The 24,303-nt window shown below is 71.1% G+C and carries 23 protein-coding genes; 16 read left to right on the top strand and 7 right to left on the bottom strand.

Annotated features, from left to right (window positions below; all coding sequences use genetic code 11):
* The first annotated feature begins 4 nt into the window (after nucleotides 1-4).
* From A4E84_RS05015 to A4E84_RS04970, 10 genes are all read left to right on the top strand, one after another.
* Nucleotides 5-421 carry a VOC family protein gene (locus A4E84_RS05015; RefSeq protein ID WP_062931318.1) on the top strand — a complete coding sequence of 139 codons (417 nt, stop codon included), beginning with the start codon at nucleotides 5-7 and terminating at the stop codon, nucleotides 419-421.
* A 146-nt stretch (nucleotides 422-567) separates the two neighbouring features.
* Nucleotides 568-2,961 (top strand): ATP-binding cassette domain-containing protein, encoded by a 2,394-nt coding sequence (locus A4E84_RS05010; protein WP_062925375.1) that lies wholly within the window; start codon nucleotides 568-570, stop codon nucleotides 2,959-2,961.
* Nucleotides 2,962-3,089: 128 nt separating this feature from the next.
* Nucleotides 3,090-3,326: a hypothetical protein gene (locus A4E84_RS05005; RefSeq protein ID WP_062925374.1), complete on the top strand. Its 237-nt coding sequence runs from the start codon at nucleotides 3,090-3,092 to the stop codon at nucleotides 3,324-3,326.
* 65 nt (nucleotides 3,327-3,391) lie between these two features.
* A complete protein-coding gene (locus A4E84_RS05000; RefSeq protein ID WP_062925373.1) occupies nucleotides 3,392-3,592 on the top strand; it encodes a hypothetical protein in 201 nt (66 codons plus the stop codon).
* Between the two features lie 148 nt (nucleotides 3,593-3,740).
* A complete protein-coding gene (locus A4E84_RS04995) occupies nucleotides 3,741-4,784 on the top strand; it encodes an NUDIX hydrolase (protein ID WP_062925372.1) in 1,044 nt (347 codons plus the stop codon).
* 308 nt (nucleotides 4,785-5,092) lie between these two features.
* Nucleotides 5,093-6,124 (top strand): ABC transporter permease, encoded by a 1,032-nt coding sequence (locus A4E84_RS04990; protein WP_062925371.1) that lies wholly within the window; start codon nucleotides 5,093-5,095, stop codon nucleotides 6,122-6,124.
* Nucleotides 6,125-6,205: 81 nt separating this feature from the next.
* Nucleotides 6,206-7,882, top strand: coding sequence for an ABC transporter substrate-binding protein (locus tag A4E84_RS04985; RefSeq protein ID WP_062925370.1), 1,677 nt, complete (start codon nucleotides 6,206-6,208; stop codon nucleotides 7,880-7,882).
* A 74-nt stretch (nucleotides 7,883-7,956) separates the two neighbouring features.
* Complete coding sequence (locus A4E84_RS04980) at nucleotides 7,957-8,949, top strand: ABC transporter permease (protein WP_062925369.1); 993 nt, start codon at nucleotides 7,957-7,959, stop codon at nucleotides 8,947-8,949.
* Nucleotides 8,950-8,975: 26 nt separating this feature from the next.
* The gene (locus tag A4E84_RS04975; protein ID WP_062925368.1) at nucleotides 8,976-10,076 is read left to right on the top strand and encodes an ABC transporter ATP-binding protein; all 1,101 of its coding nucleotides are present in this window, start codon (nucleotides 8,976-8,978) and stop codon (nucleotides 10,074-10,076) included.
* 26 nt (nucleotides 10,077-10,102) lie between these two features.
* On the top strand, nucleotides 10,103-11,200 hold the full coding sequence (locus tag A4E84_RS04970; RefSeq protein ID WP_062925367.1) for an ABC transporter ATP-binding protein: 1,098 nt from the start codon (nucleotides 10,103-10,105) through the stop codon (nucleotides 11,198-11,200).
* 119 nt (nucleotides 11,201-11,319) lie between these two features.
* On the opposite strand, the gene A4E84_RS04965 is transcribed toward A4E84_RS04970, so the two are convergent.
* Complete coding sequence (locus A4E84_RS04965) at nucleotides 11,320-12,675, bottom strand: dipeptidase (RefSeq protein WP_062925366.1); 1,356 nt, start codon at nucleotides 12,673-12,675, stop codon at nucleotides 11,320-11,322.
* Between the two features lie 189 nt (nucleotides 12,676-12,864).
* Between A4E84_RS04965 and A4E84_RS04960 the strand changes: the two genes are divergently transcribed.
* Entirely contained in the window at nucleotides 12,865-14,106 is a 1,242-nt protein-coding gene (locus A4E84_RS04960; RefSeq protein ID WP_062925365.1) for a geranylgeranyl reductase family protein, read from the top strand.
* Here the strand turns inward: A4E84_RS04960 and A4E84_RS04955 are convergent.
* Nucleotides 14,090-14,539, bottom strand: a complete 450-nt coding sequence (locus A4E84_RS04955) for a nitroreductase family deazaflavin-dependent oxidoreductase (protein WP_062925364.1) — start codon at nucleotides 14,537-14,539, stop codon at nucleotides 14,090-14,092. The genes A4E84_RS04960 and A4E84_RS04955 overlap by 17 nt on opposite strands.
* Before the next feature lie 172 nt (nucleotides 14,540-14,711).
* Here A4E84_RS04955 and A4E84_RS04950 point away from each other — a divergent pair, with 172 nt between their 5' ends.
* The 3 genes from A4E84_RS04950 to A4E84_RS04940 all read left to right on the top strand — a co-directional run bounded on the left by A4E84_RS04950 (nucleotide 14,712) and on the right by A4E84_RS04940 (nucleotide 17,410).
* Nucleotides 14,712-15,404: a TetR/AcrR family transcriptional regulator gene (locus A4E84_RS04950; RefSeq protein WP_062925363.1), complete on the top strand. Its 693-nt coding sequence runs from the start codon at nucleotides 14,712-14,714 to the stop codon at nucleotides 15,402-15,404.
* A 99-nt stretch (nucleotides 15,405-15,503) separates the two neighbouring features.
* Nucleotides 15,504-16,748 (top strand): sensor histidine kinase, encoded by a 1,245-nt coding sequence (locus A4E84_RS04945; protein ID WP_107308271.1) that lies wholly within the window; start codon nucleotides 15,504-15,506, stop codon nucleotides 16,746-16,748.
* A complete protein-coding gene (locus A4E84_RS04940; protein WP_062925361.1) occupies nucleotides 16,745-17,410 on the top strand; it encodes a response regulator in 666 nt (221 codons plus the stop codon). Before A4E84_RS04945 ends, A4E84_RS04940 begins: the two co-directional genes overlap by 4 nt.
* Here the strand turns inward: A4E84_RS04940 and A4E84_RS04935 are convergent.
* Together A4E84_RS04935 and A4E84_RS04930 are read right to left on the bottom strand one after the other, a co-directional pair.
* Nucleotides 17,371-17,655: a DUF6332 family protein gene (locus tag A4E84_RS04935; RefSeq protein ID WP_062925360.1), complete on the bottom strand. Its 285-nt coding sequence runs from the start codon at nucleotides 17,653-17,655 to the stop codon at nucleotides 17,371-17,373. The two genes, A4E84_RS04940 and A4E84_RS04935, sit on opposite strands and share 40 nt — an antisense overlap.
* Before the next feature lie 80 nt (nucleotides 17,656-17,735).
* Nucleotides 17,736-19,229, bottom strand: a complete 1,494-nt coding sequence (locus A4E84_RS04930; RefSeq protein ID WP_062925359.1) for an MFS transporter — start codon at nucleotides 19,227-19,229, stop codon at nucleotides 17,736-17,738.
* Between the two features lie 86 nt (nucleotides 19,230-19,315).
* On the opposite strand from A4E84_RS04930, the gene A4E84_RS04925 reads away from it, so the two are divergent.
* Nucleotides 19,316-19,711 (top strand): MarR family winged helix-turn-helix transcriptional regulator, encoded by a 396-nt coding sequence (locus A4E84_RS04925; protein WP_062925358.1) that lies wholly within the window; start codon nucleotides 19,316-19,318, stop codon nucleotides 19,709-19,711.
* 18 nt (nucleotides 19,712-19,729) lie between these two features.
* Here the strand turns inward: A4E84_RS04925 and A4E84_RS04920 are convergent, their stop codons facing one another.
* The 3 genes from A4E84_RS04920 to A4E84_RS04910 form a co-directional block, all read right to left on the bottom strand.
* Nucleotides 19,730-20,458, bottom strand: a complete 729-nt coding sequence (locus A4E84_RS04920; RefSeq protein WP_062925357.1) for a maleylpyruvate isomerase family mycothiol-dependent enzyme — start codon at nucleotides 20,456-20,458, stop codon at nucleotides 19,730-19,732.
* A gap of 63 nt (nucleotides 20,459-20,521) precedes the next feature.
* Nucleotides 20,522-21,400: an SDR family oxidoreductase gene (locus tag A4E84_RS04915; protein ID WP_062925356.1), complete on the bottom strand. Its 879-nt coding sequence runs from the start codon at nucleotides 21,398-21,400 to the stop codon at nucleotides 20,522-20,524.
* Nucleotides 21,401-21,500: 100 nt separating this feature from the next.
* Nucleotides 21,501-22,682, bottom strand: coding sequence for an MFS transporter (locus A4E84_RS04910; RefSeq protein WP_062925355.1), 1,182 nt, complete (start codon nucleotides 22,680-22,682; stop codon nucleotides 21,501-21,503).
* Between the two features lie 142 nt (nucleotides 22,683-22,824).
* Between A4E84_RS04910 and A4E84_RS04905 the strand changes: the two genes are divergently transcribed.
* Nucleotides 22,825-24,303 (top strand): glutamate-cysteine ligase family protein, encoded by a 1,479-nt coding sequence (locus A4E84_RS04905; RefSeq protein WP_062925354.1) that lies wholly within the window; start codon nucleotides 22,825-22,827, stop codon nucleotides 24,301-24,303.

The following is a 24,303-nucleotide window of genomic DNA, read 5'->3' as shown; positions in this document are numbered from 1 at the left end:
GGCCATGGACCTCCACATTCACGCCAGCTTCCTTCCGCACGACGACCCGGACGCCGCCCTGGCGTTCTACCGCGACACCCTCGGCTTCGAAGTCAGGAACGACGTCGGATACGAGGGCATGCGCTGGATCACGGTCGGCCCCGTCGGCCGGCCCGGCACGAACATCGTGCTGCACCCGCCGGCCGCCGACCCCGGCATCACCGACGACGAACGCCGCACCATCACCGAGATGATGGCCAAGGGCACCTACGCCAGCATCGTCCTGGCCACCACCGACGTCGACGGCACCTTCGAGCGGGTGCAGGCGGGCGATGCCGAGGTGGTCCAGGAGCCGGTGGACCAGCCCTACGGCGTCCGCGACTGCGCCTTCCGCGACCCCGCGGGCAACATGGTTCGCATCCAGCAGCTGAAGGCGTCGTAGCAGCCCACAGAAGTCACCCCGCGGGACCCCGTACCGGCCGTGCTGCGGCACCGGTTCCCGCACCCCCCCGCGCCGCCCCCCTCGGGACCGGTGCGGGGGGCCGAGATAGCCCAACGCGGCAGCGCCGCCCGGCAGATGGAGACACCATGAGCAAGGCCACGACGACGGACAGACAGTCGCCCGGGCCGCACGTTGCCGACAGCCATGACGTGATCCGCGTGCACGGCGCGCGCGAGAACAACCTCAGGGACGTCAGCATCGAGATCCCCAAGCGCAGGCTCACGGTGTTCACCGGTGTCTCCGGCTCGGGCAAGAGCTCGCTGGTGTTCGACACGATCGCGGCGGAGTCGCAGCGGCTGATCAACGAGACCTACAGCGCCTTCCTGCAAGGGTTCATGCCGAACCTGGCCCGGCCCGAGGTCGACGTGCTGGACGGGCTGACGACCGCGATCGCCGTCGACCAGCAGCGCATGGGTTCCGACCCCCGCTCCACCGTCGGCACCGCCACCGACGCCAACGCCATGCTGCGGATCCTCTTCAGCCGGCTCGGCACGCCCCACATCGGCCCGCCCGGCGCGTTCTCCTTCAACACCGCCTCGGTCTCCGCGAGCGGCGGATTCACGGTGGACCGCGGTGCCGACAAGACCAGGACCGAGAAGGTGTCCTTCAGCCGCACCGGCGGCATGTGCACGCACTGCGAGGGCCGGGGCACCGTCTCCGACATCGACCTCACCCAGCTCTACGACGACTCCAAGTCGCTGTCCGAGGACCCGTTCACGATCCCCACCTACACCGGCGACGGCTGGGTGGTGCGGGTCATCGCCGAGTCGGGCTTCTTCGACAAGGACAAGCCGATCCGGAAGTACACCAAGAAGGAGCGGCACGACTTCCTGTACCGCGAGCCGACCAAGGTGAAGGTCAACGGCGTCAACCTCACCTACGAGGGACTGATCCCGAAGATCCAGAAGACCTTCCTCTCCAAGGACCGCGAGTCGATGCAGCCGCACATCCGGGCCTTCGTGGACCGGGCGGTCACCTTCACCCGCTGCCCCGAGTGCGAGGGCACCCGGCTCAGCGAGCTCGCCCGCTCCTCGAAGATCGGCAAGGTCAGCATCGCCGATGCCTGCGCGATGGAGATCCGCGACCTGGCGGAGTGGGTCCGGGGGCTCGAGGAGCCGTCGGTGGCGCCGCTGCTGACCAAGCTCCGGCACACCCTGGACTCGTTCGTGGAGATCGGCCTCGGCTACCTCTCGCTCGACCGGGCCTCGGGCACGCTCTCCGGCGGCGAGGCGCAGCGCACCAAGATGATCCGCCACCTCGGCTCCTCGCTCACCGACGTCACCTACGTCTTCGACGAGCCGTCCATCGGCCTGCACCCCCATGACATCCAGCGGATGAACAACCTGCTGCTGCGCCTGCGCGACAAGGGCAACACCGTGCTGGTGGTGGAGCACAAGCCGGAGACGATCGCCATCGCCGACCACGTCGTGGACCTCGGCCCCGGTGCCGGCAGGGCGGGCGGCACCGTCTGCTTCGAGGGAACCCTGGACGGGCTGCGCGGCAGCGACACCGTCACCGGCCGCCACCTCGACGACCGGGCCAAGATCAAGGCGACGGTCCGCAAGCCCACCGGTGCGCTGGAGATCCGGGGCGCCTCGGCGAACAACCTGCACAGCGTCGACGTCGACGTCCCGCTCGGCGTCCTCACCGTCGTGACCGGTGTCGCGGGCTCGGGCAAGAGCTCGCTCGTGCACGGCTCGATCCCCGCCGACGAGGGCGTGGTGGCGATCGACCAGACCCCGATCCGCGGCTCCCGGCGCAGCAACCCGGCGACGTACACCGGCCTGGCCGACCCGATCCGCAAGGCCTTCGCCAAGGCCAACGGGGTGAAGCCGGCGTTGTTCAGCGCCAACTCCGAGGGTGCCTGCCCCACCTGCAACGGCGCCGGTGTCATCTACACCGACCTGGCGATCATGCAGAGCGTCGCCACGCCCTGCGAGGAGTGCGAGGGCAAGCGGTTCGAGGCGTCGGTGCTGGAGTACCGGCTCGGCGGCCGCGACATCAGCGAGGTGCTGGCGATGCCGGTGGCCGAGGCCGAGGAGTTCTTCGGCAGCGGCGATGCCCGCACCCCGGCCGCGCACAAGATCCTGGAGCGGCTCGCGGACGTCGGGCTCGGCTATCTCACCCTCGGGCAGCCGCTCACCACGCTGTCCGGCGGCGAGCGGCAGCGCCTCAAGCTGGCCACGCACATGGGAGAGAAGGGCGGCGTGTACGTCCTGGACGAGCCGACCACCGGTCTCCACCTGGCGGACGTGGAGCAGCTGCTCGGCCTGCTCGACCGGCTCGTCGACTCCGGCAAGTCGGTCATCGTCATCGAGCACCACCAGGCGGTCATGGCGCACGCCGACTGGATCATCGACCTCGGCCCCGGCGCGGGTCACGACGGCGGCCGGATCGTCTTCGAGGGCACCCCGGCCGACCTCGTCGAGGCCCGCTCCACCCTCACCGGGGAGCATCTGGCGGCCTACGTGGGCGCCTGACCCCGGCGGAAGGAGCCGCCGGTGTCCCGGCACCGGCGGCCTCCCCGGCCCGTGCGGCAGCCGCGCAGGGCGGGCTGAACGGCCCATCCCGGCGCGCGGCCGGTGCCGTCCCCGCGCACTGTGGTGCCATGGCCTCCGAGAAACCCGTCGTGGTCTACCCGCCCGCCGCGGACGGCGGCCGGCGGGTCCGTGTGGCCGACCAGTTCCTCGGCATCGCCTACGGGCCGCTCGACGTGGCGGAGTTCCTGCGGCGAGCCGGGATCGAGGACGCGGACGCGGCGTACGTGGCGGCCACAGGGCTGATCGAGTGGCGCGGCGGCGGGCCCGGGGCGTGGGGAGCCGGCGCGGGCGGCGACTCCGCGTGAAGCCCGCTTCGCCCGGTCGTACGCGGTTGCGTGACCCCGGAGCGGGTCCGGCAGTTGAGTCGGGCATGAAGAAGCGCAGCATGCTCGCCATCGCCTCCCTCGCCACCGGCTTCGTCGTCGCGGCGGTCACCCCGTCCCACGCCCTCGGGGACAGCCTCGGCACCCTGAGCGTCGACGACACCCTCAAGACCCTCGACGAGACCGTCGCCAAGGACAGCCTGTCCCTGGACCGGGAGGACGGCGCCCAGGCGAAGAAGAAGGGCTGACGAGCCGCACGGCACCGCAGCCACGGCGCCGGCGCCCCCGCGTGAGGGGGGCGTCGGCGCCGTCGTCATGTGCGCCCTCAACTGCGGCTGGTTTCCGTGGCAGGGTGGAGCGGGCAAGCCTCAGGGGGCCAACAGAAGAGGGGGACCTGTGACCGTCGTCTGGATCAACGGCGCGTTCGGTGCGGGGAAGACCACCACCGCACGGGAACTGATCGAACTGATCCCGAACAGCACGCTCTTCGACCCGGAGGTCGTCGGCGGCGCGCTCGCCCACCTGCTGCCACCCAAACACCTCGCCGAGGCCGGCGACTTCCAGGACCTGCCGATCTGGCGACGGCTGGTGATCGACACGGCGGCCGCGATGCTCGCCGAGCTCGGCGGGACCCTCGTCGTCCCGATGACCCTGCTGCGCCAGGAGTACCGCGACGAGATCTTCGGCGGTCTGGCCGCGCGCAGGATTCCGGTCAGCCACATCCTGCTGGCACCGGCCGAAACGATACTGCGGGAGCGGATAGCGGGCCGTGAGATCCCGCGCGACCTGCCCGACGGCGACCTGCGAATACGCCAGTGGTCCTACGACCACATCGAGCCGTACCGGGCCGCCCTCGCCTCCTGGCTCACCGCCGACGCCCACCCGGTCGACACCAGCGACCTCACGCCGTACGAGACGGCGGTCCGGATCGCCGAGGCCGTCACCAGCGGTTCCGTGCCCGTCTGCGACATCGTGCAGACGCCCGAGCCCACCGCCGAGACCGTCGCCGCCGGAGTGCTCCTCTTCGACGAGCAGGACCGGGTGCTGCTCGTCGACCCCACGTACAAGGCCGGCTGGGAGTTCCCCGGCGGCGTCGTCGAACCCGGTGAGGCGCCCGCACGGGCCGGGATGCGCGAGGTCGCCGAAGAGACCGGCATCAGCCTCGACGAGGTCCCGGGCCTGCTCGTCGTCGACTGGGAGCGCCCTACGCCCCCCGGCTACGGCGGCCTGCGGCTCCTCTTCGACGGCGGCCTCCTCGATTCGGCCGAGGCGGGACGGCTGCTGCTGCCCGGCCCGGAGCTGCGCGCCTGGCGCTTCGTCACCGAGGAGGAGGCCGCAGAGCTGCTGCCCCCGGTGCGCTACGAGCGGCTGCGCTGGGCCCTGAGGGCCCGTGAACGCGGAGCGGCGCTCTACCTGGAGGCCGGGGTGCCGGTCGGCTGACGCCGGGCCGGCCTTGCCCCGGCCCTTTACCCGGCACGGGGGATTCCGAGGGAAAAGCAAAAGGAAACAACGCAGGAGTCACGGCCAATCACTGCCCAAGGAATCTCCCGCAAACATTCACGCGGCGGGTAATCACGTTCCCCGGTCTCGTCAACACTTTTCCATGACCGCAAACAATCCCTTTTCTCGCCCCTGCGCGGCTTGACCGGACTCGCACGCCATTGCGAAAGTCCGCAGAGTCTCACGGCGGAAGCAACGACCGCCACCCAATTTCCTTGCCCCAGGGGCAGATCCGGGATGTCCGTACGATGACCACGCAACACCAGCCGGTCGACACCGGCGGCGGCACCACACTGCTGACCGAGCCGTCGACGCAGGACTCCAGACCCGGCGGCACGGTTGTCGCCGGCCGCTCACCGGCCCGGATGGCCTGGCGGCGGATCAGGCGGGACAAGGTCACCACGGCCGCCCTGGCGATCACCCTCCTGTTCATCGCGACCGCGCTCCTCGCGCCCGTGCTCACCGCACTGACCGGCTGGGGGCCGATCACCCCCGACAACAAGGCGATCAATCCCGACACGGGCAACTTCCCCTACGGATCGCTGGGCGGCGTCAGCGCCCAGCACCTGCTCGGCGTGGAACCGGGCACCGGCTACGACCTGTTCGCCCGCATCGTCTACGGCCTGCGCACCTCCCTCTACGTGGGTTTCGCCTCGGCCGTGCTGTCCACCGCGGTCGGTGTCGTCGCCGGGCTCGCCGCCGGCTACTTCGGCGGCTGGGTCGACTCCCTGCTCTCGCGGATCATGGACGTGATGCTGGCCTTCCCGCAGCTGCTGTTCATCATCGCGCTCACCCCGGTGATCCAGAACGCGCTGCAGACCAACAGCCACGGCGGCACCGACGAGAACCTCCGGCTGCTCGTCCTGGTCCTCAACATCGCCGTCTTCGCCTGGGCGTACACCGCCCGTCTGGTGCGCGGACAGGTACTGTCCCTGCGCGAGCGGGAGTTCGTCGACGCAGCGCGCCTGATGAGCGCCGGCCGCCGGCACATCCTCTTCCGGCAGCTGCTGCCCAACCTGTGGGCGCCGATCCTCATCTCCTTCGCGCTCGCCGTCCCGCAGAACATCACCACCGAGGCGGCCCTGTCCTACCTGGGCGTCGGCGTCATCCCGCCCAACCCCGACTGGGGTGCCCTGCTGTCGGACGCCTCCCAGTTCTTCCTGCAGGACCCGATGTACCTCTTCGTGCCCGGCGTCCTGCTCCTCGTCCTGGTCCTGGCGCTCAACCTCCTGGGGGACGGCGTCCGGGACGCCCTGGACCCCCGCGCCCGACGCGGCTGACCCGAGCCACCCCCCCCGAGTATCGGCCAGGCGGCCCCACGAACGGCCGCCGAGCCCGTAGCAAGAAACGGAGTTTCCTCAATGACGCGCAGCACGCGCAGATCGCGCACGGTCGCTCTCACGGCCTCAGCCGTGATGATCGCCCTGGGGGCCACCGCATGCGGAGGGTCCTCCGGCAGCAGCGCCGGCGGCGCCCCCGGCAAGGGCGGCACGCTGACCATCCTCGACAAGGCGGACTTCGACCACCTCGACCCGCAACGCGTCTACACGACCGAGGGTTCGAGCATGGACGAGGAGATCGTCCGCACCCTCACCGGCTGGGACGAGACGGGATCGGCCCCGAAGCTGGTCGGCGACCTCGCGACCGACACGGGAACGCAGTCCAAGGACGCCACGGTGTGGACCTTCCACCTGCGGCACGGAGTGAAGTACCAGGACGGCACGGAGGTCACCGCGCCGGACGTGAAGTACGGCGTGGAGCGGTTCTTCTCCTCCGACATCAACGGAGGCCCGCCCTACGCGGCCCAGTGGCTCGTCGGCGGCTCCGACTACAAGGGCCCCTACAAGGGCAAGCAGCTGGCCTCCATCCAGACGCCGGACAAGTACACCATCGTCTTCCACCTGAACCAGCCGGTGGCCGACTTCAACGAGACCACCGCGATGCCCGGCTGGTCCGCCGTTCCCAAGGCCCATGACACCGGCTCGACGTACGACACCAAGGTGTGGTCCGACGGCCCGTACATGATCAAGTCGTACACGAAGAACAAGGAACTCGTCCTCACCCGGAACAAGTACTGGTCCCAGTCGACCGACCTCATCCGGCAGCAGAACGTCGACGGGATGGACGTCAAGTTCGGCCAGGACGAGTCGGCCATCGACCAGCAGATCAAGGCCGACGCGGGCACCGCCCAGACGTCGATCCAGCAGTGGCCGATCGCGGGCTCGGACCTGGCTCAGTTGGCCAACGACCCCTCACTGAAGAGCCGTTACTACAAGATCCCCGCCCCCGGTATCAACTACCTCGCCATCAACACCACCCGCGTCAAGAACCTGAAGGTCCGTCAGGCGATCGAGTACGCCGTCGACAAGACCACGGTCCGCGGCGCCTTCGGCGGCTCCGCGTACGGCGACTACGCCACCACCATGCTGAGCCCCGGCATCGGCGGCTACAAGAAGTTCAACCTGTACAGCGCCAACCCGGCGGGCAACCTGGCCAAGGCCAAGGAGCTGATGAAGCAGGCGGGCAACCCGAAGCCGACGATGTCGATCGCGGTGGAGAACACCCCCACCCACGAGCACTTCGCCGACGCGGTGAAGAACGCGCTGGAGCGCATCGGGATCCACGTCAACATCTCCCCGATCGACGCGTCGAGCTACTTCAGCACCGTCAACAACACGAAGAACCAGTACGACCTGACCTGGGGCGACTGGATCGCCGACTGGCCCAACGCCTCCACCGTGCTGCCCACCCTCTTCGACGGCCGGCTCATCAAGAAGAACCCGCAGGCCAACCAGGACCTGTCCTATCTGAACGACCCGAAGGTCAACGCGCTCATCGACAAGGCCGCCAAGATGACGGACGTCAAGCAGCGGAATGCCGCCTATGGGCAGATGGACCAGCAGATCCTCAAGGACGCCGCCGTGGTCCCGCTGACGTACATGAACTTCAGCGACATGTCCGGCTCCAAGGTCGGCGGGGTCATCCCCGACACGATCCTGGCCGAGCCGAGCCTGGTGCACGTCTACGTCAAGCACTGACGCCCCTCCTCTAGACCCCGCCGGCGGCCCCGGCCGCCGGCGGGTATCCCACTCACGTCAGGTCCCGGCACCCCATGTTTCGTTACCTCATCAGACGCCTGCTGGCAGCGGCCCTGATCATGCTGGTGATCACCACGATCACCTTCTTCATCTTCTTCGCGCTGCCGTCCGACCCCGCACTCCTGGCCTGCGGAAAGACCTGCTCGCCCTCGCGCCTCGCGGAGATCAAGCACTCGCTGGGCCTGGACCAGAGCTACCTGACCCAGTACTGGGAGTTCCTCAAGGGACTGTTCGCCGGCCGTGACTTCGGTGACCAGAGCGTGCGCATCCACTGCGGCGCGCCCTGTCTCGGCGTCTCCTTCCAGACCGACACCCCCGTCCTGACCACCCTCCTGTCCGACTTCCCGGCGGACCTCTCCCTCGGTCTCGGCGCCGCGGTGGCCTTCCTGGCCCTGGGCGTCGGCCTCGGCACCGTCGCCGCGGTGCGCCGGGGCAGGGCCGCCGACAAGGCGGCGGTGGGACTCGCCCTGTTCGGCGTGTCGGTGCAGATCTACTTCATCGGTCTGCTCCTGCTGTACCTCTTCGTCGACAAGTTCCAGATCCTGCCGACCTCCGGCTACACCTCGATCACCGAGGACCCGGCCGGCTGGTTCAAGGGCCTGATCCTGCCGTGGACCACCCTCGTCATCGTCTACCTCGCGATGTACACCCGGCTCACCCGCTCCTCCATGCTGGAGGTCTTCGCCGAGGACTACATGCGCACCGCCCGCGCCAAGGGCCTGCCGGCCGCCACCGTCGTCCTCAAACACGGCCTGCGGGCCGCCATCACCCCCATCATCACCATCTTCGGCATGGACGTCGGCTCCCTGATCGGCGGCTCCGCGGTCATCACCGAGTCGGTGTTCGGCATCAACGGCATCGGCAAGCTCGCGGTCGACTCCGTGCAGAACTCCGACCTGCCGGTCATCCTCGGCACCACGCTCTTCGCCGCGACGTTCGTCGTCCTCGCCAACGTCGTCGTCGACCTCGTGTACGGCCTCGTCGACCCGCGCGTGCGCCTCGCCTGAGCCCTTCTTCGTCCTTAGGAACACCCGTGTCCGTTCAGACCTCACCGCAGCCCGCGGACGTCGCACCCGCGCCCGCACCCTTCCTCGACGTACGCGACCTGAAGGTGCACTTCCCGACCGAGGACGGCCTCGTCAGGTCCGTCGACGGCGTCTCCTTCACCCTGGAGAAGGGCAGGACCCTCGGCATCGTCGGCGAGTCCGGCTCCGGCAAGTCGGTGACCTCACTGGCCCTGCTCGGACTGCACAAGGGCACCCGCGCCCAGGTCAGCGGCGAGATCTGGCTGGAGGGCAGGGAACTCGTCGCCCTGCCCGAGGCCCAGATGCGCGCCCTGCGCGGTCGCACGGTCTCCATGATCTTCCAGGACCCGCTCTCCGCGCTGCACCCCTTCTTCACCGTCGGCTCGCAGATCGCCGAGGCCTACCGGGTGCACCACAAGGCCTCCAGGAAAGAGGCCAGGGACCGCGCGGTGGAGATGCTGAAGCGCGTCGGCATCCCGCAGCCCGAGCGCCGGGCCGGGGACTACCCGCACCAGTTCTCCGGAGGCATGCGCCAACGCGCCATGATCGCCATGTCGCTGGTGTGCGACCCGGAGCTGCTCATCGCCGACGAGCCCACCACCGCCCTGGACGTCACCGTCCAGGCGCAGATCCTGGACCTGATCCGCGACCTCCAGGAGGAGTTCGGCTCCGCCGTCGTCATCATCACGCACGACCTCGGGGTGGTCGCCGACGTCGCCGACGACATCCTGGTGATGTACGGCGGCCGCCGCATCGAGTACGGCACGACCCGCGACGTCCTCAAGGACCCCCAGCACCCCTACACCTGGGGCCTGTTGCAGTCGATGCCGCACCTCAGCGGCGACGTCGGCGAACGGCTCAACCCGATCCCCGGCACCCCGCCGAGCCTGATCAACCTGCCGGACGGCTGCGCCTTCCACCCCCGCTGCGCCTACAAGGGCTGGGTGCATCAGGGCCGTTGCACGGCCGAGCGGCCCGAGCTGCGAGTCGTCCCCGGCAGCGATCGGCACCTCGCCGCGTGCCATCTCAGCGACGACGCCAAGCAGGAGATCCGCGGCGGGGACGGTCCGGACGACCGGGGCGCCGCAGCCGCACGGGCCGCGCAGTGACGGCGGCGGACGAAAGGGAACATGCCGTGAGCACCACCGAGCCCCGCACCGGGCAGAGCACCGACCGCCCTGCCGCCGAGAACACCGGCGAGAATCTGCTGGAGGTGCGCGGTCTGCAGAAGCACTTCCCCATCCGGCAGGGCATCATCTTCCAGCGTCAGGTCGGGGCCGTGCGGGCCGTCGACGGCATCGACTTCTCGGTCGGGCCCGGTGAGTCGCTGGGCCTGGTCGGCGAGTCCGGCTGCGGCAAGTCGACCACGGGCCGGCTGATCACCCGGCTGCTCGAACCGACCGGCGGCTCCGTCGTGTTCGACGGCGAGGACATCACGCACCGGTCGCCCGGGCGGATGCAGGAGGCCCGGCGCAACCTCCAGATGATCTTCCAGGACCCGTACTCGTCGCTGAACCCCCGGCACACCGTCGGCACCATCATCGAGACGCCGATGCGGCTCAACGGCATCAACCCGCCCCAGGGGCACAAGAAGCGCGCCCAGGAACTGCTGGAGACGGTGGGCCTCAACCCCGAGCACTACAACCGCTATCCGAACGAGTTCTCCGGCGGCCAGCGCCAGCGCATCGGCATCGCCCGCGCCCTCGCCCTGCGGCCGAAGCTGATCGTGGCCGACGAGCCGGTGTCGGCGCTGGACGTCTCCATCCAGGCGCAGGTCGTCAACCTGCTCCAGGACCTCCAGCGGGAGTTCGGCATCGCCTTCGTCTTCATCGCACATGACCTTGCCGTGGTACGGCACTTCTCCGAGCGGGTCGCCGTGATGTACCTCGGCAAGATCGTGGAGGTCGCCGGACGGGAGTCGCTCTACACCCGGCCACGGCACCCCTACACGCACGCGCTGCTGTCCGCCGTACCCGAGGCCGACCCGGACGCCGTGAAGCGGCGCGAACGCATCCGGCTGGCCGGGGACGTGCCGTCCCCCATCGACCCGCCCTCCGGCTGCCGCTTCCGCACCCGCTGCTGGAAGGCCCAGGACAGGTGCGCCACCGAGGAACCGCCCCTGGCCCGGGCCGAGGGCAGCCCCACGGGCCATCTCACCGCCTGCCACTTCCCCGAGGAGCCCACGGTCGCGGCGCGCGAGGAGGACATCGTCCTGGACCCGGCGCTCGGCTAGCCGCCGGTGCGGGCGAGGGCCTGGGTGCGTCCAGGTCGGACACCCCGGGCATCAGCGTGCCGTCCGCGGAGAAGGGCCCCCGTCCGAGGACGAGGGCCTTTCCGGCGAGGGCGGAGCGGTCAGCCGGCCGCGTAGTTGCGCAGGAACAGCGCCTCCGCCACCGACAGCCGCTCCAGCTCGTCGGGGGACACGCTCTCGTTCACCGCGTGGATCTGCGCCTCCGGCTCGCTCAGCCCGATGAGCAGGATCTCCGCACGCGGGTAGAGGGCGGCCAGCGTGTTGCACAGCGGAATGGAACCGCCCTGCCCCGCGTACTGCATCTCCTGGCCCGGGTAGGCGACGGCCATCGCCGTCGCCATGGCCTGGTACGCCGGGCTGCCGGTGTCGGCGCGGAACGCCTGGCCCTCACCGATCTGCTCGGTGCTCAGCCGCGCACCCCACGGCGTGTTCGCCTCCAGGTGCGCCTGGAGCAGCTTGGTCGCCTCGCCCGCGTCCACCCCCGGCGGCACCCGCAGACTGACCAGTGCCCGGGCACTCGCCTGCACGGACGGGGTGGCCCCGACGACCGGCGGGCAGTCGATGCCGATGACCGTGACGGCCGGGCGCGCCCAGATGCGGTCGGCGACCGTACCGGACCCGATCAGCTCCACACCGTCGAGCACCTTGGCGTCCTGCCGGAACTGCTCCTCCTCGTACTCCAGCCCCTCCCAGGCAGCGCCCCCGGAAAGCCCCTCGACGGTCGTCGAGCCGTCCTCGGCGCGCAGCGAGTCCAGGACCCGGATCAGCGCGGCCAGCGCGTCGGGCGCGGCGCCGCCGAACTGGCCCGAGTGCAGGTTGCCCGCGAGCGTGTCGATCCGTACGCGGACGAGGGTCATACCGCGCAGGGTGGAGGTCACCGTCGGCAGACCGGCGCGGAAGTTGCCCGCGTCGCCGATGACGATCGTGTCCGCCGCGAGCAGCTCAGGGCGGGCCTCGGCGTACCGCTCCAGACCGCCCGTGCCCATCTCCTCGGAGCCCTCGGCGATCACCTTGACGCCGACGGGGATCCCGCCGTTCGCCTTGAGCGCGCGCAGCGCCAGCAGGTGCATGATCAGACCGCCCTTGCAGTCGGCGGCCCCGCGCCCGTACCAGCGCCCGTCCCGCTCGGTCAGCTCGAACGGCGGCGTCGTCCAGGCGGCCTCGTCCAGCGGCGGCTGCACGTCGTAGTGGGCGTAGAGCAGGACGGTCTTCGCGCCGGCCGGGCCGGGCAGGTAGCCGTAGACCGACTGCGTGCCGTCGGGGGTGTCGAGCAGGGCCACGTCCTGGAAGCCCTCGGCGGTGAGCGCGTCCGCGACCCAGCGGGCTGCGCCCTCGCTCTCGCTCTTCGGGAACTGGTCGAAGTCCGCCACCGACCGGAAGGCCACCAGTTCGGTGAGCTCTTCCTTCGCCCTGGGCATCAGCGAGGCGACGGTCTCGGCGACCGGATTCGACGACATGGGCACGCTCCTCGTGGGTGCGACGTTGTACGGATGCGTACTTCTCGGTACGCGGTGATCGTGTGGTGTGGGCGCGGCCCGTGTACGGGCCACCCACGTCGCCGATCCTCCCACAGCGGCCTGCGGTGACCGCCGCCGTAGGATGCGGGAGACAGCGGCAGGCGGCTTGATCGGGAGCAGTAGACCATCGTGAGCAGCGAGAACTCTTCGGCGGACGACGTGCGGCAGGTGTGGGACGTCGTCGTGGTGGGCGCGGGACCCGCGGGCGCATCGGCCGCCTATGCGGCGGCAGTCGCCGGCAGACGCGTGCTGTTGCTGGAGAAGGCCGAACTGCCGCGGTACAAGACGTGCGGCGGCGGCATCATCGGCCCCTCGCGCGACGCCCTGCCGCCCGGCTTCGAGCTGCCGCTGAGGGACCGGGTGTACGCGGTGACGTTCTCCAACAACGGCCGGTTCACGCGCACGCGCCGCTCGAAGCAGATGCTGTTCGGGCTGATCAACCGGTCCGAGTTCGACCAGCAGCTGGTCGAGCACGCGCAGAAGGCGGGCGCCGAGCTGCGCACGGGCGTCACGGTCCAGCGGGTGGAGCAGCACGGCTCGGTGGTGCCGGACCGGCGCACGGTCGCCGTGGTCCTGCAGGGTGGCGACGTCGTGCTCGCGCGGGCCGTCGTCGGGGCGGACGGCAGTGCCAGCCGCATAGGGGCGCATGTCGGGGTCAAGCTCGGTCAGGTGGATCTCGGCCTGGAGGCGGAGATCCCGGTGCCGGAGACCGTCGCCGAGGACTGGAAGGGCCGGGTGCTCATCGACTGGGGCCCCATGCCCGGCAGCTACGGCTGGGTCTTCCCCAAGGGCGACACCCTGACGGTCGGGGTGATCTCGGCCCGCGGCGAAGGCGCCGCGACCAAGCGGTACTTGGAGGAGTTCATCGGGCGGCTCGGCCTCGCCGGCTTCGAACCGAGCATCTCGTCCGGGCACCTGACCCGCTGCCGCGCCGACGACTCGCCGCTCTCGCGCGGGCGGGTGCTGGTGTGCGGTGACGCCGCGGGGCTGCTGGAGCCGTGGACCCGTGAGGGCATCTCCTTCGCGCTGCGTTCCGGCCGGCTCGCGGGGGAGTGGGCGGTGCGGATCGCCGAGGCGCACGACGCCGTGGACACGCGCCGGCAGGCTCTCAACTACGCGTTCGCCGTCAAGGCCGGGCTCGGGGTGGAGATGAGCGTCGGCAAGCGGCTGCTGACGGTGTTCGAGCGCCGTCCCGGCCTGTTCCACGGGGCGCTGACGGGCTTGCGCCCGGCGTGGAGGGCGTTCAAGGAGATCACGCAGGGCTCGACGTCGCTGGGCGAGATCGTCCGCACGTATCCGGTGGCCCAGCGTGCCCTGGCCGCGCTGGACCGCCGTCCCGCCGCGGGCGGCGAGGTCAGTTCGCCGGAGTGATTTCGAAGACCGGGTGGTCGGGGGCGATGCGGCGCAGTTCGGCGTCCGGGGATTCGGGGCCGACTCCGTTGAAGAAGACCCCGACCTCCGCCTTCCAGCGCTTGAGGTAGGCGCGCAGGACCGGGGTCTTGTCGTCGTCGCCCACCTCGGCCGCGGTGAAGGTGTCCACGCGCTTGCCGAGGTGCAGTTCGCCGCCGCCCGCGGCGCGCATGTTGTGCGTCCACTGCACATGGCCGCGAGGGGCGACCAGGTACTGCTTGCCGTCGAGGGTCAGCAGGTTGACCGGGGTGGTGCGCCACTGGCCGCTCTTGCGGCCGCGGACGGCGAGGACACGGGAGCCCCAGACGCTGATGCCGCGGCGGGTCATCCAGGCCACGATGCGGTTGAAGACGTTGACGGTGAACCAGCCGGGCTTCTGGACGTGCGTGGACATGGGGCCCCCTCGGGTGGCGGCGAACCGGTGCTCTCTTCTGTGAGCACTGCTCTCGCACTCTCTGGCGCCAGTGTGCACGAGTTTGCCCTCTCCTTGCAAGAGCACTGCTCACATTTCAGTTCACTGCTCTGCTCTGTGTGCACTGCTCCGTTCTCATGGGAGACTGCCCGGCATGAGCACCGCACAGGGCGCCCGTGCCCGGGCCAGGATCGAAGTCACCGCGGCCATCAAGGACGAGGCCCGCAGACAGCTCGCGGCGGAGGGTGCCGCCCGGCTCTCCCTGCGGGCCGTGGCCCGTGAACTCGGCATGGTCTCCTCCGCGCTGTACCGCTACTTCCCCAGCCGTGACGACCTGCTGACCGCTCTCATCATCGACGCCTACGACTCCCTCGGGGAGAGCGCCGAGGCGGCCCACGAGACGGCGGCCCCGCCCTTCGAGCGCTGGATCTCGGTCTGCGAGGCGGTGCGGGGCTGGGCGCTGGACCATCCGCACGAGTACGCGCTGATCTACGGATCGCCCGTCCCCGGCTACACGGCCCCCGACGCCACCGTCCCGGCCGCCGCCCGCGTCGGCCTGCTGCTCATCGGCATCGCCCGCGACGCCCACCAGGGCCGGGCTCTCGGCCGGCCCGCTCTGGCGGACGACCTCCGCCCGGAGGCCGAGCGCCTGGCCGCCGACCTCGCCCCCGACCTCCCTCCGGAGGTCGTCACGGCCCTCGTCGCCTCCTGGGCCCAGCTGTACGGACTGGTCGGCTTCGAGCTGTTCGGCCAGTTCAACCGGGTCGTGGAGGACCGGGAGGCGTTCTTCCGGCACGCCGTGGGACAACTCGCACAGGGGGTGGGGCTGGTTCCCGGGCCCCGGTAGCCCACCGGGCCGTTGACCGGGCGTACTTCCCGGGGAGTACGCGTGACCACCTCGCCGGGGTGACGCGGCTGCGGCGGCGTGGCGTCTAGCGTGGCCGGTATGGACGAGCAGCGCGCGCGGAGCGGTCCGCCGCAGGGGTGGCGGCACGGGCCCCCGCCGTGGGACCGGTGGGAGCGGCCCGCGACGCGATGGCCCTGGCGCTCCACGGTCCTCGTGACCGTGTTCGTCCTGGTCGGTTCGGGCTTCGCCGCCCACGGACAGCAGGGCGAGCGGGCGGAACTGGATCTCTTCGCCCGGGTGCTGCTGCTGGTGGCCGCGGGGCTGCTGCTGTGGCGCAAGCGCTATCCGGTGGCGGTGGTGTTCGGCACGGCGGCCGCCGTCATGGTCTATCTGGGGGCCGGGTATCCCTACGGGCCGGTGCTCTTCACCGTCGCCCTGGCCTGCTTCAGCGCCGTCGTCGCCGGGCACCGCCGGGCGGCCTGGGCCGCGATGGGCATGCTCTGGGCCGGGCACGTCCTGGTGGCGCACTGGCTCTACCGGTGGCTGCCGCCGCCGGGCGACTCGGCCGTCTCCTGGGGCGAGGAGATCGTCGTCGCCACCTGGCTGGTGGCCATCGCGGCGGTGTCGGAGCTGTTCCGCGTCCGGCGCGAGCAGTGGGTCCGTGAACGGGCCGAGCGGGCCGAGGCCGCGCGGCGGCGGGCCGACGAGGAGCGGCTGCGGATCGCGCGGGAGCTGCACGATGTCCTCGCACACAGCATCTCGGTCATCAACGTGCAGGCGGGAGTCGGCCTCGCGCTCCTCGACACCGACCCCGAGCAGGCCCGCACGGCCCTCACCACCATCAAGGACCAGAGCAAGGAGGCGCTCGGCGAGGTGCGTCAGGTGCTCGACACCCTGCGCGCACCCGGTGACGCGCCGCGCACCCCCGCGCCCGGGCTCGACCGGCTGCCCGAACTGGTGGAACAGGCCGCGGGCGCGGGCCTCACGGTCGATGTCGAGGGGAAGCCGCCGCGCCTCGCCCCCGGCACGGACCTCGCCGCCTTCCGGATCGTCCAGGAGGCCCTGACCAACGTCGTACGGCACTCGGGTTCGCGGCACGCGCGCGTGCACCTGGCGCACGACGAGCGGGTGCTGCGGCTGCGCGTGGACGACGACGGGCCCGCGACCGGGGACGACGCGGGCGGCAGTGGCAACGGGCTCGCCGGGATGCGGGAGCGGGCCGCCGCCCTGGGTGGCACCATCGAGGCGGGCCCCCGCCCGGACGGCGGATTCCGGGTGCTCGCCGTACTGCCGCTCACGTCGTCCGCCCACACGTCTCCCGGACCGACACAGGAGGACCGGTGATCCGCGTACTGCTCGCCGACGATCAGTCACTGGTACGGGCGGGGTTCCGGGCGCTGCTCGACGCGCAGCCCGACATCGAGGTGGCCGCGGAGGCCGCCGACGGTGCTCAGGCCGTGCGCCGCATCCGCGAACTGCGGCCCGACGTGGTCCTGATGGACATCCGCATGCCCGCCCTCGACGGCCTCGCCGCGACCCGGCAGGTGACCGGCGACCCCGGGCTGAAGGACGTCAGGGTCGTCATGCTCACCACCTTCGAGCTCGACGAGTACGTCTTCGAGGCGATCCGGTCCGGCGCCTCCGGCTTCCTGGTCAAGGACACCGAGCCGGACGAACTCCTGCGCGCCGTAAGGGCGGTGGTCGCCGGTGATGCCCTGCTGTCGCCGGGCGTCACCCGGCGGCTGATCTCCGAGTTCGCCTCCCGCTCCAAGGAACCGGCGGCGGCCGGCGCCCTGGCCCGGCTCACCGAGCGGGAGCGGGAGGTGATGGCGCTGGTCGGGATCGGCCTGTCCAACGAGGAGATCGCCCGCCGCCTGGTCGTCAGCCCGCTCACCGCGAAGACCCACGTCAGCCGCACGATGGTGAAGCTCGGCGCCCGCGACCGGGCCCAACTGGTGGTGCTCGCCTACGAGTCGGGGCTGGTGCGGCCGGGCTGGCTGGGCTGACCGGCCTTCCGGAACCGGACCAGCACACTGACCACCCGGACGGCGAAGAGCGCCGGCGCGAGCACCAGACCGGCGAGCGGCAGCAGGCGCTCCGGCGTCTCCGGCAGGTCGAAGAGCAGCGCGGGCCCGGCCACGGCCCCGAACACCACCGCCGCAGCGAACGCCGCGCTGCACAGCGCGTACCCGATCTCGACGGTGATCGCATCCCGTTCGGCCTGACTGCGCCGTCCTCCGTGACTGGTCATACGGCGAGTGAAACAGGGGTGCGCCCGGCGGGCAAGGCAGCCCGCCGGGCGCACGGTCGGAGGCGTTCCCCCCGGTCGCGCTAGTCGCGGACGGCGACGCGCTCCGCCTCCTGGGCAGTGGACTTGGCGACCACCACGGACGGTCCGGAGGACGGGCGGCCCCGGCGGGGACGCAGACCTGTGAGGGTGATCAGCAGGCCCGCGAAGGCGACGAGCGTCACGACCACCAGGCCGGGCCGGTAGCTGTCGAGGACGGCCTGCGGGGAGGGGTTGCCACCCTCGGGGGAGTTCGCGGTGACCACGGCCGTCACCACGGCGAGGAAGATCGCACCACCGACCTGGACCGAGGTGTTGAGCAGCCCGGAGACCATGCCCTGCTCGTGCTCGTCGACGCCGTTGGTGGCCTGGACGTTGAGCGACGGGAAGGTCAGCGCGAAGCCGGAGCCGACCAGCAGCATCGTCGGCAGGATCACGGCCGCGTAGACCGGGTCGAGGTCGATGCGCAGGAACAGCACGTATCCGGTGACCATCAGCGCGAAGCCCAGCACCATCAACCGGGCCGTACCGAAGCGGTCGATGACGGCTCCGACCTTCGTGGCGGACAGCGCCACCAGCGCGCCCGCCGGCAGGAACGCCAGGGCCGTGTGCAGCGCGGACCAGCCGAGCAGCTGCTGCATGTACAGCGTGACCAGGAACTGGAAGCCGATGTAGCTGCCGACGAACGTCAACGCGCCCAGCTGGGCCCGCACTTGCGGCCCGGAGCGCAGCACGCCGAGCCGGACCAGCGGGCTGGGGCTGCGCCGCTCGACGGCGACGAAGGCCGCCAGGAGAACGGCCACCGTGGCGAAGGACAGGACGGTGCGGACCGAGCCCCAGCCCACCTCGGGCGCCTCGACGACGGTGAAGACGAGCAGCAGCATCGAGGCGGTGCCGAGGACGGCGCCGGGGACGTCGTAGCCGCCCTTGCCGCGCTCGCGCTCGGTGCGCGGCAGCAGCTTCATGCCCGCGAACAGGGCGATCAGCGCGACGGGGGCGGGCAGGAGCATGGTGAGCCGCCAGCTGGCCTCCGTGAGCAGGCCGGAGAAGACCAGGCCCATCGAGTAGCCGGTGGCGCCGCAGGTGGTGTAGATGGCCAGGGCGCGGTTGCGCAGGGGGCCTTCGGGAAACGTCGTGGTGATGATCGACAGGCCGGCGGGTGCCGTGAAGGCCGCACTCAGGCCCTTGACGAAGCGGCTGGCGATGAGCAGCGGCCCCGAGTCGACGAGACCGCCGAGCAGCGAGGCGAACGCGAAGACGCCGAGGGCCACCAGGAAGACCTGGCGCCGGCCCAGCAGGTCGGCGGCGCGGCCGCCGAGGAGCAGCAGACCGCCGTAGCCCAGGATGTAGCCGCTGACGATCCATTGCAGCGCCGATGTCGACAGGCCGAGGTCGGCACCGATCGACGGCAGGGCGACGCCGACCATGGACACGTCCAGGGCGTCCAGGAACATCGCGGCGCAGAGCACGAGCAGGGTGCCCCAGAGCCGTGGCGTCCAACGCCCTTCGGACGTGGGGGAGATGAGCGGAGAGGTCATATCGGGGACACTACATGCGTATGCATGAGATGCAAGCGCATTTAATTCAGGTGCAACAATCTTGGTTCTCTGCTACGGTGCGGCGCATGGCGGCTCAGCAGGCCGAGCAGGCGCTCGTGGAACAGTGGCGGGACATTCTGGCGCTGCATGCCCGTACGCAGTGCGAACTCGACCGTGCGCTGCACGGCCACGGTCTGTGCGCCAGCGACTTCGAGGTGCTCGACGTCCTCGCCGGGTGCCGCACCCCGAAGGGCACGCCGTCCTACCGCGTCCAGGAGATCTCCGAGCGGGTCCATCTGAGCCAGAGCGCGCTGTCGCGGCTGATCGCCCGGCTGGAGAAGGAGGGGCTCGTCGAGCGCGGCATGTGCCCCGAGGACCGGCGCGGGGTGAAGGTCTGCCTCACGGCGAAGGGGCGCGCGCTGCACGGCGAGGTGCTTCCCGTGCAGCGCGCGGTGCTGGCGCGGATGCTCACCGAGGGCTGATCGCCCGTCGGCGGCTGCTCAGATCGCCGATGCCTCCCGCCACAGCGCGGCGAGCGCCTGGTCGCCCGTGGCTTCCGTGAGCGGAGCCCGGTTCCACAGCGCCAGGTACAACTCCTCGGCCGGACCGGACAGTTCGCACTCGGCCTCGCCGGAGGCGTCCCGCGTCGTCACGGGCGGCTCCGGCGACAGCCGTACCGTCCACACCGCGCCGGTGTCCTTGGCGCGGACCCGCAGAACGCGCGGCTCGGGGGTGCGTACCCGGCTCCTGGAGCGGGCGTGGAAGCCGCGCAGCAGTTCGTCGATGCCGTCGGCGGCGAACTCGGGGGTGACGCCGGTCGGGCTGCCGCCGCGCGCGGACTCGGCGTCGACCCGGTGCACGGCCGTCTCGTGCGCCTGTCGACGGGCCCAGAAGGCCAGTGGTGACGGCGCGGGCAGGAAGGTGAAGCACTCCACGTCAGGCGAGGCGCCGGCCAGTGTGCCGACGAGGTGCCGGTGGCTGTCGCGGTACCAGGCCACGAGCTCCGCGCCGTCCAGGTCGGTGGGTTCGACCGGCGGACGGGGCTCGGTGAGCTGCTCCGCGACGAACGCGGCGGCCCAGCGGTGCACGGCGCCCGTGTGCCGCAACAGGTCGCGCACCTGCCACCCGGGGCACGTCGGCACCTTGGCGTCGGTCCCGGCCTCCTCGGCGGCCGCGGCCAGCAGCCTGCCTTCCGTCTGCAGTGCCTGAAGGAACTCGGCGGTCTCCATGGCGCCGAGTCTGCCGCATGAAGCGCTCTCGAAGCCCGGGTATTTGCGGCGGCTGCCCGGGGGCTACGGCAGCGGTGTCCCGCCCGTCGCGTTGACGATCTCGGCGGTGATGTAAGACGCCTCCTGAGATGCCAGGAAAACGTATGCGGGAGCCATCTCGGCAGGCTGGGCTGGCCGCCCGATGGGGGCCTGCTTGCCGAACGACTGGGTGTCCGGGAGGGTCGCCGGGATCAGCGGCGTCCACACCGGGCCCGGCGCCACCGCGTTGACGCGGATGCCCTTCTCGATCAGCATCTGCGCCAGCCCCTGTGTGAACGTGACGATCGCGCCCTTCGTCGTCGCGTAGTCCAGCAGATGCGGACTGGGCTTGTACGCCTGCACCGACGCGGAGTTGATGATGCTGCCGCCCTCCGGGATGTGCGGCAGGGCCAGCTTGCACAGCCAGAACATCCCGTACAGGTTGGTGCGCAGCACCCGGTCGAACTGCTCGGTGGTGATCGCCTCGATGCCGTCGGGCTGGGACATCTGGTACGCGGCGTTGTTCACGAGGACGTCGATCCGGCCGAACTCGTCCACGGCACGCTCGATCAGCGCCCGGCAGTTCTCCTCCTCCCGCACGTCGCACGAGACGGGCACCGCACGGCGGCCCGCCGCCTCGACGAGCCGGGCGGTCTCGGCGGCGTCGTCCTTCTCGTCATCCAGATGGGTGAAGAGCACGTCGGCTCCCTCACGGGCGAACGCGAGGGCGACCGCGCGGCCGATACCGGAGTCCCCACCGGTGATCACGGCCTTGCGGCCGGCCAGCCGGTCACTGCCCCGGTAGGACTCCTCTCCGTGGTCCGGAGGCGGGTCCATCGGCCCCGTCCAGCCGGGGTGCGGCTGGTCCTGGGAGGGAAACTCCGGGGTCGGGTGCTGTTCGCCGGGGTGCTGCTGTTCGGTCACGGGTCTGCCTCCTTGGGCACGTCGTACGGCCCGGTGATCACAACGGGCGTGGCCACGGGTACCCAGGATCACCGGCATCCCTCCTGGCAGCTTCGCCCCTTCAGCCTCCGGCCGCGCGCCGGGTGGCCACCCCCACCAGCGCCCCTACGACCGCCGCCACCGCCGCCAGCACCGCCACGCTGGTCAGCGCGACCGGCAGGGTGAACCAGTCCGCCATGAAGCCGATCGCGGGCGGCCCGAGGAGCATGCCCCCGTAGCCGAGCGTCGAGGCCGTGGCGACGCCGCCGGGGCCGGCGAGTGCGCCCGCGCGTTCGACGGCCACGGGGAAGAGGTTCGCGAGGCCGATGCCCGTGATCGCGTAGCCGAGGAGGGCCGCCCAGAGGGAGGGGGCGAGGGAGCCGAGCAGCATTCCGGCCGCCGCGGTGGTCCCGCCGGCGACGACGGTCCGGGTCCGCCCGAGGCGTTCCAGCAGCGTCGTGCCGGTCAGGCGCCCCACCGTCATGGCGAGCGCGAAGCAGGAGTAGCCCGCGGCCGCGGCCCCCGCCGAGGCGTTCAGGTCCTGTTCGAGGTGCAGCGCGCCCCAGTCGGCCAGCGCCCCCTCGCCGTACGCGGTGCACCCCGCGATCACGCCGAAGACGATCACCAGCCCCCGGGTGCGGCGGTCGAGGCGGCGCGGGGCGTCCTCGGCGGGCAGTTCCCGCTCCGGAGGCGCCGGCGGCTCGTGCCGCAGGAGCGTGGGGCCCGCCGCGGCGGTCACGACCAGGCCGACGAGGGTGAGCAGCAGCAGGTGCCGCGTGGGGGAGAGGACCCCCGCGACCAGACCGCCCAGCCCCGCTCCGACCATGCCGCCCAGACTGAACGCCGCGTGGAAGCTCGGCATGACCGGCCGCCGCAGCGCGGCCACGAGCTCGACCGCCGCACTGTTGAAGGCGACGTTGATCCCGCCGTACGCGGCCCCGAAGAGCAGCAGGACCAGGCCCAGCGCGAGCGCCGAATGGGTCAGCGGGGGCAGGGCGACGCTCAGGGAGAGCAGGACGGCGCAGACGACGGTGACCCGGTGGTTCCCGAAGCGGCGGCACAGGCGCCCCGTGAGGGTCATGGTGACGACCGCCCCGGCGGAGACGCCCAGGAGGGCGAGGCCGAGGGCGCTGGCGGAGGCGCCGGTCTGCGCCTTGATGGAGGGGATGCGCACGACCCAGCCGGCGAAGACGAAGCCGTCGAGGGCGAAGAAGACGGTGAGGGCGATCCGGAGCCGGGTGAGGGAGTTGCTGTGGCCCGGCACGTCATTGTGCGTTCGGGGTTTGTTTATTTGCGGCACAAACTCAGGCTAGGTGGGTGCGGTGTCGGGGACAAGGTGCGACTCTGGGACGAGACCATCCGCTGAGGTGCGGACGTATCCGCCCCAGGAGCGCGCAGGAGGGCACATGGGACGTGACGTGCCGGCCCTGGTGTTCACCCGGGAGGACCGTCGTCGCTACCGGGAGAAGATGCACACCGACCTCGAAGTGCTCGCCCGGATGCTCCACGAGTCGGGGTTCGAGAGCGAGCGCCCCCAGGTCGGGCTGGAGATAGAGCTCAACCTGGTCGACGACGCCGGACTGCCCGCGATGCGCAACACCGACGTGCTCCAGGCGATCGCCGACCCCGCCTGGTCGAGCGAGCTGGGCCGCTTCAACCTGGAGATCAACATCCCGCCCCGGCGGCTGACCGCCGGCGGCCCCGGCTCCTGGGAGCAGGCGATCCGGGACGCCCTCAACCACGCCGAGGATCGCGCCGCCGCGGTGGGCGCGCACCTGATCATGGTCGGCATCCTGCCGACCCTGGGCGAGTCGGACGTCAGCGAGTCCGCGCTCTCCGGCGACCCGCGCTACCGGCTCCTCAACGAGCAGATCTTCGCGGCCCGGGGCGAGGACCTGCGGATCAGGGTCGACGGCGTGGAGCGCTTGTCGACGTACGCCGACACGATCACTCCCGAGGCGGCCTGCACCAGCACCCAGTTCCATCTCCAGGTCGATCCGAAGGAGTTCCCGCACTACTGGAACGCGGCCCAGGCCATCGCGGGCGTGCAGATCGCCCTCGCGGCGAACTCGCCCTTCCTGTTCGGCAAGGAGCTGTGGCGCGAGACCCGCATCCCCCTGTTCGAGCAGGCCACCGACACCCGCCCCGAAGAGATCAAGGCCCAGGGCGTACGGCCCCGGGTGTGGTTCGGTGAGCGCTGGATCACCAGCGTCTTCGACCTCTTCGAGGAGAACGTGCGCTACTTCCCGGCCCTGCTGCCCCTGTGCGAGGACGAGGACCCACAGCAGCAGCTGGACAGCGGCGGCGTCCCCCAGCTGGGCGAACTGACCCTCCACAACGGCACGATCTACCGTTGGAACCGCCCCATCTACGCGGTCACCGACAGCGGCCCGCACCTGCGCATCGAGAACCGGGTACTGCCCGCCGGCCCCACCGTGGCCGACATCATCGCCAACGGCGCCTTCTACTACGGCCTGACCCGCGCCCTGGTCGACGAGGACCGGCCGGTGTGGACGCGGATGTCCTTCTCGGTCGCCGAGGAGAACCTGCACACCGCCGCCCGCGACGGCATCGACGCCCGCCTGTACTGGCCCGGCGTGGGCGAAGTGCCGGTCACGGAACTGGTGTTGCGGCGTCTGCTGCCCCTGGCCCACCGGGGACTGGAGCTGACCGGCATGGACGCCGCGTGGCGCGAACCCCTGCTGGGCATCATCGAGCAGCGCTGCGTCACCGGCCGCAACGGCGCCCTGTGGCAGGCGGAGATGGTGCACCACCTGGAGAAGGCCGGCATCTCCGACCGGCGGGAGGCACTGCGGCAGATGACGAGGACGTACATGGACTACATGCACATGAACGCGCCCGTGCACACCTGGCCCGTGGACTGA

Source organism: Streptomyces qaidamensis (assembly GCF_001611795.1).
In the GTDB taxonomy this organism is placed as follows: Bacteria; Actinomycetota; Actinomycetes; order Streptomycetales; family Streptomycetaceae; genus Streptomyces; species Streptomyces qaidamensis.
This window is presented reverse-complemented; position numbering and strand designations above follow the sequence as displayed.